Genomic DNA, 15,461 nt, shown 5'->3' with positions numbered 1-15,461 from the left:
AAGCCATTGAGGGGCCGTTCATGTCAAGTTATTTTTGTCATTCTAGGAATTAATGATGATCGGGCGGGGATGCTTCATGCGGACCGCGGTAACGCGGCGATACCGTGCGTACAGGTCCTGAGATTTCATGCTGAGAAAATCGACGAGGGGAGTCCCTTGGATATGGTTTTTATAGATCTGCAGCTCGGAATCAAAGAGGGAATCGTAGCGCTTTTTGGAATGCCCGTGGGCGGCTTTAACGGCTCCCATGCGGCGTATATCCCCGTCGAATTCGGGACTGATATGATAGAGTTCATGAAAAATCACCCTGAGCTTCTCCTCCCAGGAAAGATCGAAAAAACGGGGCATATAAAAGTAGATGATATAGAGACAGGAAGCGCCGTTGCTGGTTATTTCAGGAAGGGCGTAAATCCTGCCCCGGAATCTGAGAAGGGATGATCCGTCCTTAAAACGCAGGGGGATCAGCTTCCCGTATAAGCCGCCATAACGGCCGCCCCTGTTGGATCCCACGCACACGAGCAGCCTGTTTACATCGATATGGCCGAGGGGTCCGCAGCGGCGGACAATGTCCGCGATGACGGCGGTAAGGGCCTGTGAAAGGTCGATCCTATCGTCCGGGCGCGGGGATTTTTTCTGCATTGCGGACCATTTCTTCAGCGTGCTTCATGGATATGTCGGTGATCGTTTCGCCTGCCAGCATCCGGGCTACTTCCCTGATCTTTTCCTTGGCCGAGAGCTGCTTCACCAGTGTGGTGACGCGCTCGCCGGTCTTTCCTTTCTGCACGGTGTAGTGCCGGTCGGACATGGCGGCGATCTGGGGAAGGTGGGTCACCACGAGGACCTGGCGGTTCCCGGCCAGGGATTTCAGTTTCCGGCCCACGATCTCGGCGACCTTTCCGCCGATGCCAGCATCGACCTCGTCGAAAACCAGGCTGTCGACGATATCGGCGGAGAGAATGACGTTCTTGATGGCAAGCATGATCCGCGACATTTCGCCGCCCGAGGCGACCTTACGGAGCTGGCGCAGGTCTTCGCCGGCGTTGGCTGAAAGAAGAAACTCGATCCGGTCCAGGCCGTGGGGATAGAGGGCATAGCGCTTGTTGTCTGCCTCGATTTCACCCTCTGGGCTCGCTTCCCGCTGGATGGAAACACGGAACTGGGTCCCAGCCATGCCGAGGTCAGCGAGCTCCTTCATGACCTTTGCCTCAAGGCGGCGGGCCACCTCCTTGCGCTGGTCGGACAGTGCCAGGGCTGTCTCCTTCGCATCCTTCACCGCCAGGCGGTATTCGTTTTTCAGGCGCTCCTTTTCCTCGTCGCCGGAATTGATCGCATCAAGCTCCTTGCGCGCCTTTTCAGCGTAGTTAACAATGTCCTGGACGGTGTCCCCGTATTTTTTCTTCAACGTTGACAGGAGCGAAAGCCTCTCTTCCACCTGGTTGATCCGCTCCGGCGAAAAATCGATGTTTTTTTCGTAATCGCGCAGGAAGATGGACGCGTCTTCCAGGGAATAGAGGGCCTCCTTGATCGCGTCAAGGGTCCCCGCAATTTCCGGGTCATATTCCGAGACCCTGGAGAGGCTCTGATCCGCGGTTTTCAGCTTCGATATGATGCCTCCCTCACCGCCCATCAGGCGGGAGGAGGTGTTGATTTCCTTGAACAGCTTTTCCGAGTTTGCCAGGAGCAGTGATTCGTTTTTCAGCTCCTCCTCTTCCCCGATCTTCAATCCGGCGGCGTCGATCTCTTTGATGGCGAAGGAGTTGTACTCTATGCGGCGGGCCTTTTCGCGCTCGTCGATTTCGAAGGAATTAAGACGGTCTTTCAGATTCTGGAGGCGCTCGTGAATCGCCCGGACCCGTGAAACGTCGCCGTCGAGGCCGCCGAAGCTGTCCAGGAGCTCGCGGTGCCGCGAAACCTTGACTATGTTCTGGTGCTCGTTTTGGCCGTGGATATCGATCAGGTATTCGGAACATTCCTTCAGCTTGGAAGCCGGCACCTGCACAGAATTGGCAAAGGAGCGTCCCTTGCCGCTGGAATAGAGCTCCCGGCGAAGGATGAGGGAATCGTCATCGCAGTCGATGCCGGATTCCTCAAGGACCTGCCGTACCTGGGGTGATGAGGAGATGTCGAACACCGCCTCCAGGCTGGCTTTCTCGAACCCGGTCCTGATCATGTCGGTGGTCATCTTTTCGCCCAGGATGCCCGAAAGCGCGTCTATGAGGATCGATTTTCCCGCGCCTGTTTCGCCGGTCAGGATATTGAGGCCTTTGCCGAAAGAGATGGCAAGATCTTCAATGATGACAAAGTTTTTTATTCTCATCTCGAGGAGCATTGTCGTGGTCCCGCCGTATACTAACCCCACCCGAGCTTTTCGCGCAGGATGGAATAGTAATTTTTTTCCGGATGCGTTATCAGCTTGATGTTCTTATTGGACTGTCGTATCAGAATCTCGTCCTTTCCGTCTATTCCAATTACTTCCTGACCGTCAATTGTCAATAATAAATTCTTGTAATCCGACGCTATGCGCGCCCGGAAGTCGGATGTCGCAGGGATGATCATTGGCCGCATGGCAAGGCTGTGAGGGCAGATGGGAATCAGCAGAAAAATTTTCGCTTCCGTCGGGGTTATGATGGGGCCGCCGGCGGACAGGGCGTAGGCCGTTGAGCCGGTGGGCGTGGAGATGATGAGGCCGTCCCCGGTGTATGAGCTGAAAAAGCACCCGTCGATCTGCAGCTCCAGGCGTATGGGCCGCGAAAATGATCCCTTGTGGAGCACCGCGTCATTGAGAAAGCACTGGCTTACCAGGTCCATGCCGTCCCGTCGCAGGACGACCTCGAGAACGAGCCGTTCCACCGTGGAATAGTGGCCCTTCAGGACGTTTTCCAGGTGGACCGGATATTCTTGGGGGCTGAATTCTGTCAGGAACCCGAGGCGCCCCCTGTTAATCCCGAATATCGGCTTCCCCGTTCCGCAGAAAAGTCGGGCTGTGCGGAGAAAGGTGCCGTCCCCGCCGATGACGATGATCAGGTCCGCGCCGTGAACGAACTGGTCCTGCGGCACCGCCAGGCGATAAAATGATTCACCGCGGATGATGTCGTATTCCGGCAGATGGATCCTGATATGCTTCTCCTCAAGAAATTCTATGAGCTGCGCAAGGAGCGGAAGTGAGCTCTCGTCATCCGGTCGAAAATTTATTGATGCTGTCTGTATCATAAATGGTACCGCCAATCATGATACTTTATGGCTCAAGTCGGGGACCGTCAATTAAAAAAGGTGCCTCGTTCACTCAAATCCGGCGCTCTTCTACTGTATACGAACAGAGGCACAGCGTTGTTAAAAATTTTCGTGACAAATACCCCCGTCCCGATACATCGGGACGGGGTATTCTGTCGCATAATGTTTTATGCGCTCTGCGATCTATGATGGCGGATATTTGCATTTAAATCTTGACAATATTGATCGAAACAGTGAAGATAATGCATTATTAGACTTTTGGTAGCGGTAGGCTCATGTGCCGGTGGCAGGGAGGCTGGCCCGATGAAAGCGGAAGATTATATCAATAAGAAAGCTTTAAGCGAGCGTCTTGACGGTGATTTTGAGCTCTTCAAGGAACTGGCGCAGTTATTCCTGTCGGATTCTCCGAAACTTGTGACAGCCGTGCAGGAAGCGATCAGTAGTAAAAATACCGAGAAGATAGGCAAGACATCTCATACCATAAAGGGCGCGGTGGCGAACTTCTCGGCGGAAAAGGCCTTTAACGCGGCCCTGACGCTGGAAAAAATGGGGAAAAACCATGACCTTGAAAAGGTTAATGAAGCGTTCAGCGTGCTTAATGATGAAATAGAAAATATGCGAAAAGCCCTGCGGCAGATGCTGGAAGAAAACAGCCTGTAATGCTATATCCTCATGTTCTGCTTCGCAGCGATCGAATCAGCCCGTAACCTCCGCCGCAGGCGATACAAATCGTTCCCAGCCATACCAGCCAGATGAGCCTCTTCCTGGTGACGGTGATCAGGACCGAATCGGCCGGCACCGCTATGTTTTTTCCCGGTGTTATATGGAGCAGTATCTTTTTACTGTTCGCGTCTATGTCGCGGAGGGAAACAGACCGGTCGGTGCCCGGGATCGGACAGTCCTGCGAATGCATGGCGCCGCGGCTGAAGACAATGCCTGGAGAGAGGGGGATGCCGTTTACTTTAATATCGGCGTAGGTTGAGGGCTCCCCCGATGTCATATGCTCGGTCCTGAACCCGGTAAAGCCGACGGTCACTCCGCTGAATTTTTTTTCCTCGCCTTTGCCGATGATCAAATTCGTAACGGCATCGGATCCGTTTTCATAATTTTCCGGGGCGATATAGATATCATTGAAAAAACCGGCGAAGATATACGGCTCCTTGTATATGGACTGGGTTTTTTCATGGAAATAATAGGCCGTTTCAATAGTGTCAGTCCGCTGGCCCCTTTGGACGGTAAAGCGTAGACGGGATTCTTTTTCTTCCGTGACCCCGGAAAAGGTGATATCCATGGAATCAACTGATGCCTTTGTGCCGTAGTCCAGTTTTTTCTGGACCGATGTGGTATGGAAATTCGACGTTATTATGCCGAGTATCAAAAGGCCGATGCCGATATGGGCCAGGCGGGATGGGAGGATTACGGCGGATTTAGATTTCAACATGTCGGCAATGGACTGCGCCATGACAAAGATCGCCAGGACGGAATACAAATAGGCCGGGACGCTCCCGGTGAATCCCCAGTTGATTGCGATGCCCAGGATGAGAGCGCCGGCAAAAGATATGATTGTTTCCTTTTTCAGAATACCATTTCCCTTCGTTACTATCATCGTCGTGGCTGTAACCATCAGCACGAGCATTATGATTCCCAGGGGCATTGAGAAATTGTTATAAAAAGAAGCCGTCACATTGGTGGGACGAGCCATGAACAGCTGGGAAAGAAGGGGCATCGACGTTCCCCCCAGTATGATGATGGAGTAAGCCATGAGGACTATGATGCCGTACACGGTCATGGTCTTCCAATCAAGAAAAGGCGCATCCAGCTTTTCCCCTGTAATGGTTGTAACGCGGAGGCTGAAAATAACTGCCGCTCCCGCTATGTATGCCAGCATAAAGACCATGAGGAATGTCGCCACTTCCGAAGCCGCGAAGGAGTGGACGGAAAAATTGGAAAGCACGCCGCTCCGCGTAAGCCAGGTGCTGTAAAATACCGTGAGAAAATATGCGAGGGCAAGTATGATATTGGTCCGCGCCAGGGTCCTGTTTCGTCGCTGTATGACAAAGCCATGGACCAGGGCGATGGAAACGAGCCACGGAATGAGGGATGAGTTTTCGACAGGGTCCCATCCCCAGTAGCCTCCCCAGCCGAGGACCGTGTAGGCCCAGTAGCCGCCCAGGAAAATCCCTACACCCAGGGTCACCATACTGAAAAGGAGCCAGGGGTAGGAGGCTGACACCCATGAACGGTATTCCCTCTTCACCAGGGCCGCGATCGCATAGGAGAAGATGACCGTAGACGATGCATAGCCGAGAAAAAGGATAGGCGGGTGAGTCACCATCCACGGGTCCTTGAGAAGGGGATTGAGCCCTGCGCCGTCGCCGGGGGCCATGCCGGGGCTTATGCTTTCCGGGAATTTGTCCCATATGTACGTGAAGGGGCTTTCCACAAGGAGAATGATCAGTATGAATATCTGGGAGAGGAGCATGACCGACGCGACGATTTCAGATTCGGGACCCTTCTTCCGGATTATAACGAATCCGAACAGGTTGAGAAAGAGGAGCCAGAGAAGAAAGCTGCCTTCCTTGCCGGCCCAGAAAGCAGCTATGCGGTAGGCAAGGGGAAGGTCTCTTGATGAATTGTCAAAGACATAGGCAAAGCGATAGTCGTATTCGATGAAGTAGTAGAGGAGCAGGATCGCGGAAAGGGCAATGCCGGCACCGGTAATCCAGTAGAGGATGGCGGCAGGCCTGGAGAACCGTACCCTGCCTGCGGCGGATAGGATCATGGCGATGGTTGCACCGACGGATAAGGCCAGGGACAGGATGATCAGTATGTTTCCCGCGTTGGAGCTCATGTTACATTTTTCTCCTGTATTTGGACGGACATTTCACCAGGACCTTGTCCGCATCGAAGATGCTTCCGTCTGTCCTGTACCTGCCGAGCATGACAATCTGTTCCGCGTGCTCGAAGTTCTGCGGCTTGGTCCCCCGGTGGAGTACCCGCATCCTGGTCCCGTCCCTGTCAATAACGGTAAAAGTAAATTCACCCTCGCTGTGGCTGACCGGGACCGATCTATCGAGTTTACCTATGATCTGGACGTATTTTTCCGCGCTGGCCTGTGCCTCTTTGAATGGAACGTAGGGCGACAGGATGTCGTCGCTGACGAAGAAAACGGCTGCGACCAGGAACGCCAGCCCCACGATGAAAAGTATGATTGTTCGATATTTCATGGCGCCTCGGTGGTAAGAGATTCACTTCAGGTCTTTTGTCTGCCGTTCCAGCCGTGCCACTTTGCGGTCCAGTCTGAACAGAAAAAGGGCCAGCCCGAGCCATATGAAAAGGATCACAGCCATGACCAGGTAGAGCGTTGTCGTATTCTCGGATTTTTGATCTTTATCACGAGGGATCTGATCGGACGTAACGGGTTCCTGGGCGTAGAGCGTATCCATGGGCAGGAACGATGAAGAGCGATCCGTTCCGGAATCGCCGGGAAATCCCTTTACAGTGATGATCAATAATACGATGCAGAGCAGGATCGCTCCTTTTTTAATCAGCCTCATGACTGGTTTCCTCAATCTGATGTTGTATGCGTGTGATGCGATTCATGATAGAGAGTATATGACAAAATAACAGGGTAAAGGAACCGATGGCGACCGCCAAAGTCGCGCGCATCCGGCCGTCGAGAAAAATTGTGCGGTCGGCGTTTATGATCGGGTCCGGATGCAGGGACGGGTAGATCCTTGGCACCAGGAAGGCAAAGAATGGCAGGGTGATCATGGCCAGGATCAGATAGGCGGAGCCTATCCTTCCGCGGTTCTCGTTGCTGCCCAGGGCACCCTGAATGCTGAAATAGGCGATGTAAATAAGAAGGATTATCACGATGGATGTCTCCCGGGGGTCCCAGTTCCAGAAAACGCCCCAGCTGATCCTTGCCCAGATCGATCCGGTTATGACGGTCATGACGGTGCACGCCAGGCCTATTGTCGCTGAATTATGGGCTTTTTCATCAAGGCCGGAGAACCGGCGGCCCCTGTCGGCCAGAAACAGGATGGAGAGCAGTCCCGCCACGACAAAGGACAGAATCGAAACCCAGGCTATGGGCACGTGGAAATAGATGATGCGGCTGGCATCACCCAGTATTTCAGCCGCGGGCGCCCACAGGAAAGCCATCACGATGGCGACCGGCATCAGGATATAGAATGATTTCAATGCTGCGGTTAAAACTTTCATTGCCCGGGATCTCCGCTGTGTCCCTTTGCTGCGGGATGATAATCAATATGATCAATCTTCAATCCAGACGAATCTGAATAGTAGAAAGGATATAACTGAAATGAAACCGGAAAAAGCAAGCAAAAAAAGAAGGTTCCTTCCCCCTGGCTCCGGGACGCTCAGCGCCGCCGCCGTCGATGAAATGGAGACCCAGAGCACCGGCAGGAGAATGGGAAAAGATATGATTGTAAACAGGGACCCTTTCCCCCCCGCCTTTGCGACCATGGCTGCCAGTATTGTGGTAGCCGCTGCAACGGAAATTCCCCCTATCGCTATCGTGCATACAAAGTGAAGGGCGTGTATGACCGTCACCTGCAAAAAGAAGAGAAAGAGGGGTGTCACCACCGCCAAAATGATCATCATGAATAGCTGGTTGAAGATGAATTTGGATATGAAGACGGATTCGGCCGGGACCGTGATCCGCAAAAATAAGGCCGTCGACTGGTCTTCCTCGCGGACGAAGATGTGGGAGAGGCCGTTCATGGCGCTGAAAAAGATGACGACCCAGAGGAGGATCGCCTGCACCTGCACCGGAAAGGGAACACCCCCGGCCGTGAGGCTCATGGCGATGGTCACGATGGCGGCAAAGGAGACGGCGATGTTCAAAGCGAACCTGCTCCTGAACTCGATCAGGAAATCTTTACGTAGATTGCGAAGTATATCCTTACCCAAGCCTGATCACCCCGCTGCACAGTTTTTCTTCATCTGCGTCGTTCGTGGCGAGGATAATTATCTTCGAGGTGCGGACCGATTCGAGATAACCATGAAGTATCGATGTCCCGTCTGAATCGAGATTTGTTCCAGCCTCGTCTAAAAAGAGAATGGGGGGATCGTTAAGTATAGCCAGGATTATTTTGAGGCGCTGCTTCATGCCCGATGAATAATGCTTAACTTTTTTATTGCCGTGAAGGTCCAGCTTGAATTGAAGGAGGAGCGACGAGACCTTCTGTGCTGCGCCGCCATCTTTGAGAACAAATGAGAGATTTTCAATGCCGGTCAATTCATCATAGGGATTGACCAGCGGCCCGGTATAGCCGATATGGTCCATCCAGAGGGCTTTCTCGATGGGGCCGCCCGATGAAAGAAGTACGGTCCCGGATGTGGGATTCTGGAGCCCAGCGAGGATCCTCAGCAGGGTCGATTTTCCTGATCCGTTGGGCCCGGTGATGCAGAGGGACCGTCCCGTCTCAACAGACAGATTGATGTTTTTAAATACGGCATGCCGTCCGAATTTCCTGGCAAGATCATTGACGGTGATTGTGTATTTTGCGGTGTCCATCGTGCCTGTCTGGTACAGATCGGTAATAACACTAGGCCTTCTCTATGCCATGAGAAAAAGGGTACCATTGATTTTTGTCAAATACAAATGACTTGTAAGGGCATATAAATAAGATACACTTTTTGGGATTTTCCCTGTTATCATGTTCCATATTATATATCCCCAAACAGGTCTTTGTGTTTATATTGAAGAATTTTAATAATAGAAGCCGCCAATCGGCTTGCATTCCATGAAAAATAATCTGCTTGAAAAAAAGATTAACCGGTTTATAATTAAGAAAAAACAAAGAGAGGGATGCATGAAAAAATTATCTATTTTTGCTGTTCTGCTGATGATTGGTGCAGGGCAATACGTCTTTTCACAGCAATGCCTCAAGGGGGATTGTAAAAACGGCACCGGCACCATGACCTGGACCAGCGGTGACACCTATGATGGCCAGTTTAAGAACGGCACCATGGAGGGCAAAGGGACCATGACCTACAAGAACGGAATTGTTTATAAGGGAGTGTGGGTCAGGGGGAAAATGAAGGGAAACGGTATCATGACGTGGCCCAATGGCGACAAGTATGAAGGCACCTTTCTTGATAACAGGATGAGCACCTACGGCACCATGACCTACGCCAATGGCACCAGGTATACCGGCATGTGGACCAACGGCCAGATGGATAAAATGGGAACCATGACATGGAAGAGCGGCGATAAATATGAAGGAGCCTTTAAAAACGGAAAGCGAGAGGGCAAAGGCACCATGACATGGAAGTCCGGGGATACATACAACGGCCAGTGGAAGAACGACCAGATGGATGGCGAAGGCACCATGACTTATGCCAATAAGAAGGTCGTCAAGGGAACGTGGAAAAGCGGCAAACTGGCCGAGGAAGCCAAATCCGGTTCTAGCGTCCCGGCCCCGAGCGGAGAGTACCGGATGCACTGTCTGCTCAATCCTGGCGATACCAGGTATACGGAAAGTCCGGTATGGACATTCACCTTCGCCGCAGGAGGCATCGGCACCTACAAGAAAGTAGGCAGCGAAACAGAGCGTACCGGGAATCTTTCATGGAAGCTTGAGGGAAAAATCCTGACGATCACGCTCCAGGGAATGGAAGACGGTCCGCAGGTGTATAACTATGATACCGCCAAGAAATATTTCGCAAAAAAGCCGGAGCCCTACGGACCGACCGGCGAGGTGGTGAGCGTCTGTATAATCAAGAAGAAATAAAGGGAACGATGAGTTCAATACGGCCGGGAATTAACCCCGGCTTTATTATATAACCCATCATTAATCGGGGTAAATACCAGGCAATCCATTTATGGAAGAAAGTACAGGCAGAATAAAACTAAATATACTGGCCGTCAACTTCCCCACTGATAAGCAGAGGGAGATAGAGGCAATTATCGAGCCCCAGGGTCACTACGTGGATTTCTGCTCCATGGATGAATCATATAATCGCATTATCAAGGTTTTCCCGGATTACATTATTACCTCGGCTCCTCCTCGAGGCGATATTCAAAATGACAAGCTTTTTGATAATATAATTAAAATAGCGGATGATTTTTCACTCCCATTGATAATTATTGACACGACATTATCAGAAAAATCCTATTCCCTGCAGATCAATGATATTATCTCCGGCATAATGACGTCGCCGTTCGGTAAAAACTTCTTTTTTAAGTATATCGACGAGGCGATACGCTTTCTGTCAGAGCATAAGAAAGTAATACTGAATAACGATTCATCGATACAGATCAATTCGCTTCTGTCGGAGCTCATGAGCCAGAAGAGGCTTGACGTGGACTTGATCCCGGAAAATCAGGTCGTATTACCGCATCATGACGATCACGAGGTAAACAAAGAAAAAAAGGAGTTGGAAGCCAGGCTCTGGACCGCTTTGGAAAACAATATGTTCAGGCTCTATTACCAGCCAGTGATGTCTCTCGAACATGATAAAATATCTGGATTTGAGGCTCTTATCAGAATGATCGATGAAAATGGCGCTGTTATTACGCCTGACAGGTTCATCGTCGTGGCCGAGGAGTCTGCGTTGATATTTCCTCTGGGTCTCTGGATCGTAGAAGAAACATGCAGGCAGATTAACGAATGGAAGGAAAAGTTCAATCTTGATTCACCGCTTCGGGTCAATGTGAACATATCGCCGCGCCAGTTCATTTTTCCGAACCTGACGGCACGCGTTTTCGAGATTACGGAAAAATACAATATCAACCCCGCCGATATAGCCTTTGAGATCACTGAAAGCGCCTTCATGAGCGATATGGAATCGGCCAATATCGCGCTGCTTGAATTCAGGTCAAAGAATTTCATGCTCTACATGGATGATTTCGGCACGGGGTATTCATCACTGAGCTATCTGATGCACTTCCCGGTGAATGTGATCAAGATTGACCAGTCCTTTGTTAAATGGATGCACATAGATGACCAGAGCGAGATCATCGTCAGGTCAGTTATCAGCCTTGCCCATAACCTGGGCCTCAAGGTCGTGGCGGAAGGGACCGATGATCCGTCCCACGTGGAACTTCTAAAAAACTGGGGATGCGATTACGCCCAGGGCTACTATTTTTCTAAGCCCCTTACATCGTCAGACGCTGACACGTTCCTTGAAAAATATTTCAGCAAGAAGTGATTATTCATCGCGGCGTGCGCACATCCAGGAGCTCTGCTCCGGGATGTCGAGGCGGCAGGGATTTGATCAAAACGACTTGGATCGCTCGTCTGATTTACCCTTAACCTTTTCCTCCTTCTTGAAATCTTTCTGTTTCTCCTTGTTCTTTTCTTTGGCCGCAATCTTTTCCTTGTAATGCACCGAGAAAGGATTGATATCGTCGGCGTAATTGGGAAGCTGGGTTCTCGACAATGATTTGGCCCGGTTAAAATCCTTCAACGCAGCGTCCTTTTCCCCTTTTTTGTATAGGGCGAACCCTTTTAGATACCAGACCTTGTAGTTGCCGGGATCGGCAAGGAGGTACAATAAAAAATCGTCAATGGCCTTCTGCTGCTCCCCGAGGTCGATATAGGCCAGCCCGCGGGCATAGAGTGATTCCAAAAAATCCCTTTTTATCGTCAGAGCCTTTGAGTAATCATCCACTGCCTCGGCCACCCTTTTCTCATAGTATTTGGTCTGGCCCCGTTTATAGAAAGTGTAATATGAATTTGGATTTACCTCGAGGGCTTTCGTGTAGTATTCGATGGCGCCCTGAGAATCGCCGGTATGATAAAGGGCGCCGCCCATGTAATGCAGGGAATCAAAATGCTTCGGGTCCAGGGCGAGGGCGCCCCTGAAATAATGGATCGCCATCGAATAATCGGTGCTCATATAGTATCCCTTGCCACGGTCGAACATCTTTTGAACGTTTGGATCAGTTTTGGCGTTCAAAGAAGGACCCGTTGCAGCTGAGGCCGTCATAAAGATGATTGTTGCCAGTATTGGTATGGTTTTGTTCATAGTTATATTACTTTTTTCCCTTTTCCATTGTGTCAACCATCTCTTTAAACAGCCGGTGGAATTCCTGGAGCTCGTCGTCTTTTCTTAAATTGCGGATCTCGGGTTTCTTGCCATCGATAATGGACCGTATATAATTGCTCATGACATAAATGGGTCCCGATATCCTGTGGGTCAACCTGATGAGCTTCATGGAGAGCAGGCATTCACCGAGCAGCGCTATCAGCAATGTGACCATGAGCAGAATCTGGTTATTAAAGATGATATCGTTCATGTCTTTCGTGTTGGTGTTATGCTTTTTGGCGATGTCTTTCAGCACATCGTTGTAGTAGCGGGTGTCAACGTTATCCGGTTTCGTGGCCAAAAACTGCACGATGTTGTCCTCGGCGCCTATGATTTCTTTAATTTTTGTGTTATTGAAAACAGCAATGATTGAGATGAAAATTATTATTACAGAGATAATGGCGGTTGAAAGGCCGATAATGATAAAGGTGGCGCGGAACTGAAACTTTTTGTCTATCAGATAGTTTTTTCTTTTTTTCATAAGGATGCTCCCGATAGTTAATTGATGCGCCGCGCATCCGGCGGATAGGTTCTAAGACATGGTGAGAGAACCGCTGGTTGTTATTAATGAATTCTCCCATCTATAGGTCAATATGTCAACAATTTTCAGATTATAACTTAAATCCCAATACCAATAAATCATCAAAGATGTTCCTCGAGACAGCATATGTTCGAAAGCAGTTTTGATAATAAAAAAGGCCGTCGATCTGACGGCCTTTTTTGCTGAGCAATGATGTTGTCGTGCATCATTTATTCAGGAGTTTTGCCTGGATGGTGACCTTGTTCGGGAAGGTGTCGGGGATCTCGAAATCAAAGCCGAGCTTGCTCGCCTTGGATTTGAGCTCGTCGACAAATTCCGTGGTGGTCCCGGCAAAGTAGATCTCGATCCGGGCTACCTGGCCCATCCGTCCTTTTTCCAGCACCTGCTGGACGCCGCGGATCCTGTTCGATACTTCTTCCCTGAATTTTCTCATTCCGTTGTAATCGAGACCGCTCAGGTAGATGTTGATCTGGCGGTGGGTGGCGGATTTGACGAACTGCTTGATAATGTCGTCCATGAAGGGACCCGGTTTCGACTTTCCGGTATCCTCATCCTTGCCGCCGAGGATCCTCTTGATGACGTTCTCGATGGCCTTCTTCGACGCGGTATCGGACTGGATGTGAACGCCCGGAGCGTCCTTGCTGGTCGTGGCCAGTATTCTGCCCGAGTAGACGTCGATCGCTTTCAGGCGCACGATGGCCGACTTGGATTTCATGTTTTTAGAGTATTCCCTCAGCGCCTGCGACTGGTCCTTGGTCTGGGCGGTGCCGATGATGATGACCTCGGCGCCGACATCGTTCAGCAGCATGTTCTGGACGTCTTCAGTGACCTGGCCGTTCATGGCCTTGGCCATGCGTCCGTACTGGCGTTTCATCATGTCCTGAACGATCTGGATGTCGACGAACTGGAAGCCGGCCTGTCCCATGCGCTCCTGCATGAGAATTTCCGTTTCGGTGAAACCGGGCTGGTTCATTCTGCCCTCGAATGTCTCGCTGATGAGGATCATGAATTTGGGTTTGCCGTAGCGGTTCAGGGCGTCCTCGACGGCGTCCTCGACGACAGCCGGTTCGACGGTGCCCTCAATCTCGACACGGTAGAGGTCGCTTTCAGCTTTTTCGCTGACGATCTTCTCTTTTTTTACCAGGCCGTACGATTTCGACTCGATCAGCATTTTCACGAGCTCAAAGTCCTTCACCGCGCTTTCCCCGGATACCGTGGTGCCCATGACCTTCTCGACCAGCTTGTTGCGGGCGTCGTTGATGGCGCGGTCCCGGGCCAGGGCTTTGTCGTTATCAAATATGGCCGCAACGCCTTCGGCCCTGTCTCTGGTGGGGGCCATCTTCTCGGATTTTTCATCCATTGAAAAATCGTCCGATTTGTTGTCTTTTACGTTTTTTGCCGTCCCGCAGGAGACAAATCCGAGCAGGAATACAAAGCAAAAAATAAATATGAAGGCCTTTTTCATCAGGTTACTCCTTTGATGGTGATTGAGTGCAATGGTTAATATAAAAAGAATTTATTCAAATAGTCAAATTATTTTTAGGAATTCAGAATACGTCATATTGTATATGGATTTGACCGTATGATGCTATATTCTGTTCTTTAAATCATGTATTATAATTAAATTTAAGAAGAAACTATTCAAATTAATATCAAAATTAATAATAATTTTTATTGACAGAAAAGGGGCTGTATATAATTTAAACCTTCCGATTAATTTTTACTGATTGCGGAAAAATATTATCTTACTATAACAGTACGAGACTGATATGAAAGGAATTCAAAAAACATATTCCATGAAGGCGTCTGAAATAGACAAAAAATGGTATATTATCGACGCCAATGGCAAAATCCTCGGAAGGCTTGCCTCCGAGGTTGCCAAGATCCTGCGGGGAAAGAACAAGCCGACCTTCACCCCCAATCTTGACATGGGCGACAACGTCATTATCATCAATGCCGAGAAGGTCGTCATGACCGGTTCCAAGGATGAGGATAAGGAATACTTCAGGCATTCCCAGTATCCCGGCGGCATAAAGTTCGTGAACATCAAGAAGATCCGGAAGGAACAGCCTGAATTCGTCATCGAACATGCCGTACGGCTCATGCTCCCGAAAAGCAGGATGGGACGAAAGATTTTCGGCAACCTGAAAGTTTATACCGGCTCAGAGCATCCGCACCAGGCTCAGAAACCGGAACCACTTGATATATAGAGGAGTCGTTATGTCTAACCGTTATTATGCTACCGGAAGAAGAAAAACATCCGTTGCCAGGGTCTGGCTTGCCCCCGGTTCCGGAAACATGGTGATCAACAAACAGCCAATAAGCGAGTATTTCAGGCGGAAAACGCTGGAGCTTATCGTTCGCCAGCCCATGGAGCACGTGGGATTGCTCGGCAAATACGACGTATTGGCCATCGTAGACGGCGGCGGTTGGTCCGGCCAGGCCGGGGCGGTCAAGATGGGTATCGCGCGGTGCCTCGTTCAGACCGATGAAAAACTGCGCAAGCAGCTCAGGGAAGGCGGGTTTCTCACCCGGGATTCCAGGGAAGTTGAGCGGAAGAAGCCGGGACAGAAAAAAGCGCGGAAGCGGTTCCAGTTCTCGAAACGTTAATTCAAGCAGATATATT

At 50.4% G+C, this 15,461-nt stretch carries 17 protein-coding genes; 5 read left to right on the top strand and 12 right to left on the bottom strand.

The annotated features are described in order from the left end of the window. Positions 1-42 precede the first annotated feature (42 nt). The 3 genes from KA369_01925 to KA369_01915 are packed head-to-tail and all read right to left on the bottom strand — an operon-like array spanning position 43 to position 3,210. Positions 43-639, bottom strand: coding sequence for a hypothetical protein (locus KA369_01925; GenBank protein MBP7734709.1), 597 nt, complete (start codon positions 637-639; stop codon positions 43-45). Then, positions 608-2,359, bottom strand: a complete 1,752-nt coding sequence (gene recN / locus KA369_01920; protein ID MBP7734708.1) for a DNA repair protein RecN — start codon at positions 2,357-2,359, stop codon at positions 608-610. The genes KA369_01925 and recN overlap by 32 nt, the downstream gene beginning before the upstream one ends. Beyond that, positions 2,350-3,210, bottom strand: coding sequence for an NAD(+)/NADH kinase (locus KA369_01915; protein MBP7734707.1), 861 nt, complete (start codon positions 3,208-3,210; stop codon positions 2,350-2,352). Before KA369_01915 ends, recN begins: the two co-directional genes overlap by 10 nt. Before the next feature lie 324 nt (positions 3,211-3,534). Here KA369_01915 and KA369_01910 point away from each other — a divergent pair, with 324 nt between their 5' ends. Beyond that, positions 3,535-3,891, top strand: coding sequence for an Hpt domain-containing protein (locus KA369_01910; GenBank protein MBP7734706.1), 357 nt, complete (start codon positions 3,535-3,537; stop codon positions 3,889-3,891). Between the two features lie 10 nt (positions 3,892-3,901). On the opposite strand, the gene ccsA (KA369_01905) is transcribed toward KA369_01910, so the two are convergent. The 6 genes from ccsA (KA369_01905) to KA369_01880 all read right to left on the bottom strand — a co-directional run bounded on the left by ccsA (KA369_01905) (position 3,902) and on the right by KA369_01880 (position 8,776). Beyond that, on the bottom strand, positions 3,902-6,082 hold the full coding sequence (gene ccsA / locus KA369_01905) for a cytochrome c biogenesis protein CcsA (protein MBP7734705.1): 2,181 nt from the start codon (positions 6,080-6,082) through the stop codon (positions 3,902-3,904). Position 6,083: 1 nt separating this feature from the next. Next, entirely contained in the window at positions 6,084-6,458 is a 375-nt protein-coding gene (locus KA369_01900; GenBank protein MBP7734704.1) for a cytochrome c maturation protein CcmE, read from the bottom strand. Positions 6,459-6,479: 21 nt separating this feature from the next. Beyond that, positions 6,480-6,677, bottom strand: a complete 198-nt coding sequence (locus KA369_01895) for a CcmD family protein (protein ID MBP7734703.1) — start codon at positions 6,675-6,677, stop codon at positions 6,480-6,482. Between the two features lie 97 nt (positions 6,678-6,774). Further along, on the bottom strand, positions 6,775-7,458 hold the full coding sequence (gene ccsA, locus KA369_01890) for a cytochrome c biogenesis protein CcsA (GenBank protein ID MBP7734702.1): 684 nt from the start codon (positions 7,456-7,458) through the stop codon (positions 6,775-6,777). A gap of 51 nt (positions 7,459-7,509) precedes the next feature. Continuing rightward, entirely contained in the window at positions 7,510-8,169 is a 660-nt protein-coding gene (locus KA369_01885; protein ID MBP7734701.1) for a heme exporter protein CcmB, read from the bottom strand. After that, positions 8,162-8,776 carry an ABC transporter ATP-binding protein gene (locus KA369_01880; protein MBP7734700.1) on the bottom strand — a complete coding sequence of 205 codons (615 nt, stop codon included), beginning with the start codon at positions 8,774-8,776 and terminating at the stop codon, positions 8,162-8,164. The genes KA369_01885 and KA369_01880 overlap by 8 nt, the downstream gene beginning before the upstream one ends. Before the next feature lie 298 nt (positions 8,777-9,074). Here KA369_01880 and KA369_01875 point away from each other — a divergent pair, with 298 nt between their 5' ends. Together KA369_01875 and KA369_01870 are read left to right on the top strand one after the other, a co-directional pair. Next, positions 9,075-9,995, top strand: a complete 921-nt coding sequence (locus tag KA369_01875; protein MBP7734699.1) for a hypothetical protein — start codon at positions 9,075-9,077, stop codon at positions 9,993-9,995. A gap of 91 nt (positions 9,996-10,086) precedes the next feature. Beyond that, positions 10,087-11,415: an EAL domain-containing protein gene (locus KA369_01870; GenBank protein ID MBP7734698.1), complete on the top strand. Its 1,329-nt coding sequence runs from the start codon at positions 10,087-10,089 to the stop codon at positions 11,413-11,415. A 66-nt stretch (positions 11,416-11,481) separates the two neighbouring features. On the opposite strand, the gene KA369_01865 is transcribed toward KA369_01870, so the two are convergent. The 3 genes from KA369_01865 to KA369_01855 form a co-directional block, all read right to left on the bottom strand. Then, a complete protein-coding gene (locus KA369_01865) occupies positions 11,482-12,165 on the bottom strand; it encodes a tetratricopeptide repeat protein (GenBank protein ID MBP7734697.1) in 684 nt (227 codons plus the stop codon). Between the two features lie 76 nt (positions 12,166-12,241). Next, positions 12,242-12,775, bottom strand: coding sequence for a hypothetical protein (locus tag KA369_01860; protein ID MBP7734696.1), 534 nt, complete (start codon positions 12,773-12,775; stop codon positions 12,242-12,244). Positions 12,776-13,040: 265 nt separating this feature from the next. Then, positions 13,041-14,300 (bottom strand): hypothetical protein, encoded by a 1,260-nt coding sequence (locus tag KA369_01855; GenBank protein MBP7734695.1) that lies wholly within the window; start codon positions 14,298-14,300, stop codon positions 13,041-13,043. Between the two features lie 304 nt (positions 14,301-14,604). Between KA369_01855 and rplM the strand changes: the two genes are divergently transcribed. Together rplM and rpsI are read left to right on the top strand one after the other, a co-directional pair. Further along, entirely contained in the window at positions 14,605-15,045 is a 441-nt protein-coding gene (rplM, locus tag KA369_01850; protein ID MBP7734694.1) for a 50S ribosomal protein L13, read from the top strand. Between the two features lie 10 nt (positions 15,046-15,055). Continuing rightward, positions 15,056-15,445, top strand: a complete 390-nt coding sequence (rpsI, locus tag KA369_01845; protein ID MBP7734693.1) for a 30S ribosomal protein S9 — start codon at positions 15,056-15,058, stop codon at positions 15,443-15,445. Positions 15,446-15,461: the final 16 nt, after the last annotated feature.

The organism is Spirochaetota bacterium, assembly GCA_017999915.1.
Taxonomy (GTDB): Bacteria; Spirochaetota; UBA4802; order UBA4802; family UBA5550; genus RBG-16-49-21.
The sequence above is the reverse complement of the archived record's forward strand: the minus strand, read 5'-3'. Positions and strand labels throughout refer to the sequence as shown.

What these genes read in the sequence shown, in the direction of transcription:
- KA369_01900 (MBP7734704.1), bottom strand. Translation starts at nt 6,458, where the DNA reads ATGAAATATCGAACAATCATACTTTTCATCGTGGGGCTGGCGTTCCTG.
- rpsI (MBP7734693.1), top strand. Translation starts at nt 15,056, where the DNA reads ATGTCTAACCGTTATTATGCTACCGGAAGAAGAAAAACATCCGTTGCC.
- ccsA (MBP7734702.1), bottom strand. Translation starts at nt 7,458, where the DNA reads ATGAAAGTTTTAACCGCAGCATTGAAATCATTCTATATCCTGATGCCG.
- KA369_01870 (MBP7734698.1), top strand. Translation starts at nt 10,087, where the DNA reads ATGGAAGAAAGTACAGGCAGAATAAAACTAAATATACTGGCCGTCAAC.
- KA369_01880 (MBP7734700.1), bottom strand. Translation starts at nt 8,776, where the DNA reads ATGGACACCGCAAAATACACAATCACCGTCAATGATCTTGCCAGGAAA.
- KA369_01875 (MBP7734699.1), top strand. Translation starts at nt 9,075, where the DNA reads ATGAAAAAATTATCTATTTTTGCTGTTCTGCTGATGATTGGTGCAGGG.
- rplM (MBP7734694.1), top strand. Translation starts at nt 14,605, where the DNA reads ATGAAAGGAATTCAAAAAACATATTCCATGAAGGCGTCTGAAATAGAC.
- KA369_01915 (MBP7734707.1), bottom strand. Translation starts at nt 3,210, where the DNA reads ATGATACAGACAGCATCAATAAATTTTCGACCGGATGACGAGAGCTCA.
- KA369_01895 (MBP7734703.1), bottom strand. Translation starts at nt 6,677, where the DNA reads ATGGATACGCTCTACGCCCAGGAACCCGTTACGTCCGATCAGATCCCT.
- ccsA (MBP7734705.1), bottom strand. Translation starts at nt 6,082, where the DNA reads ATGAGCTCCAACGCGGGAAACATACTGATCATCCTGTCCCTGGCCTTA.
- KA369_01860 (MBP7734696.1), bottom strand. Translation starts at nt 12,775, where the DNA reads ATGAAAAAAAGAAAAAACTATCTGATAGACAAAAAGTTTCAGTTCCGC.
- KA369_01910 (MBP7734706.1), top strand. Translation starts at nt 3,535, where the DNA reads ATGAAAGCGGAAGATTATATCAATAAGAAAGCTTTAAGCGAGCGTCTT.
- KA369_01855 (MBP7734695.1), bottom strand. Translation starts at nt 14,300, where the DNA reads ATGAAAAAGGCCTTCATATTTATTTTTTGCTTTGTATTCCTGCTCGGA.
- KA369_01925 (MBP7734709.1), bottom strand. Translation starts at nt 639, where the DNA reads ATGCAGAAAAAATCCCCGCGCCCGGACGATAGGATCGACCTTTCACAG.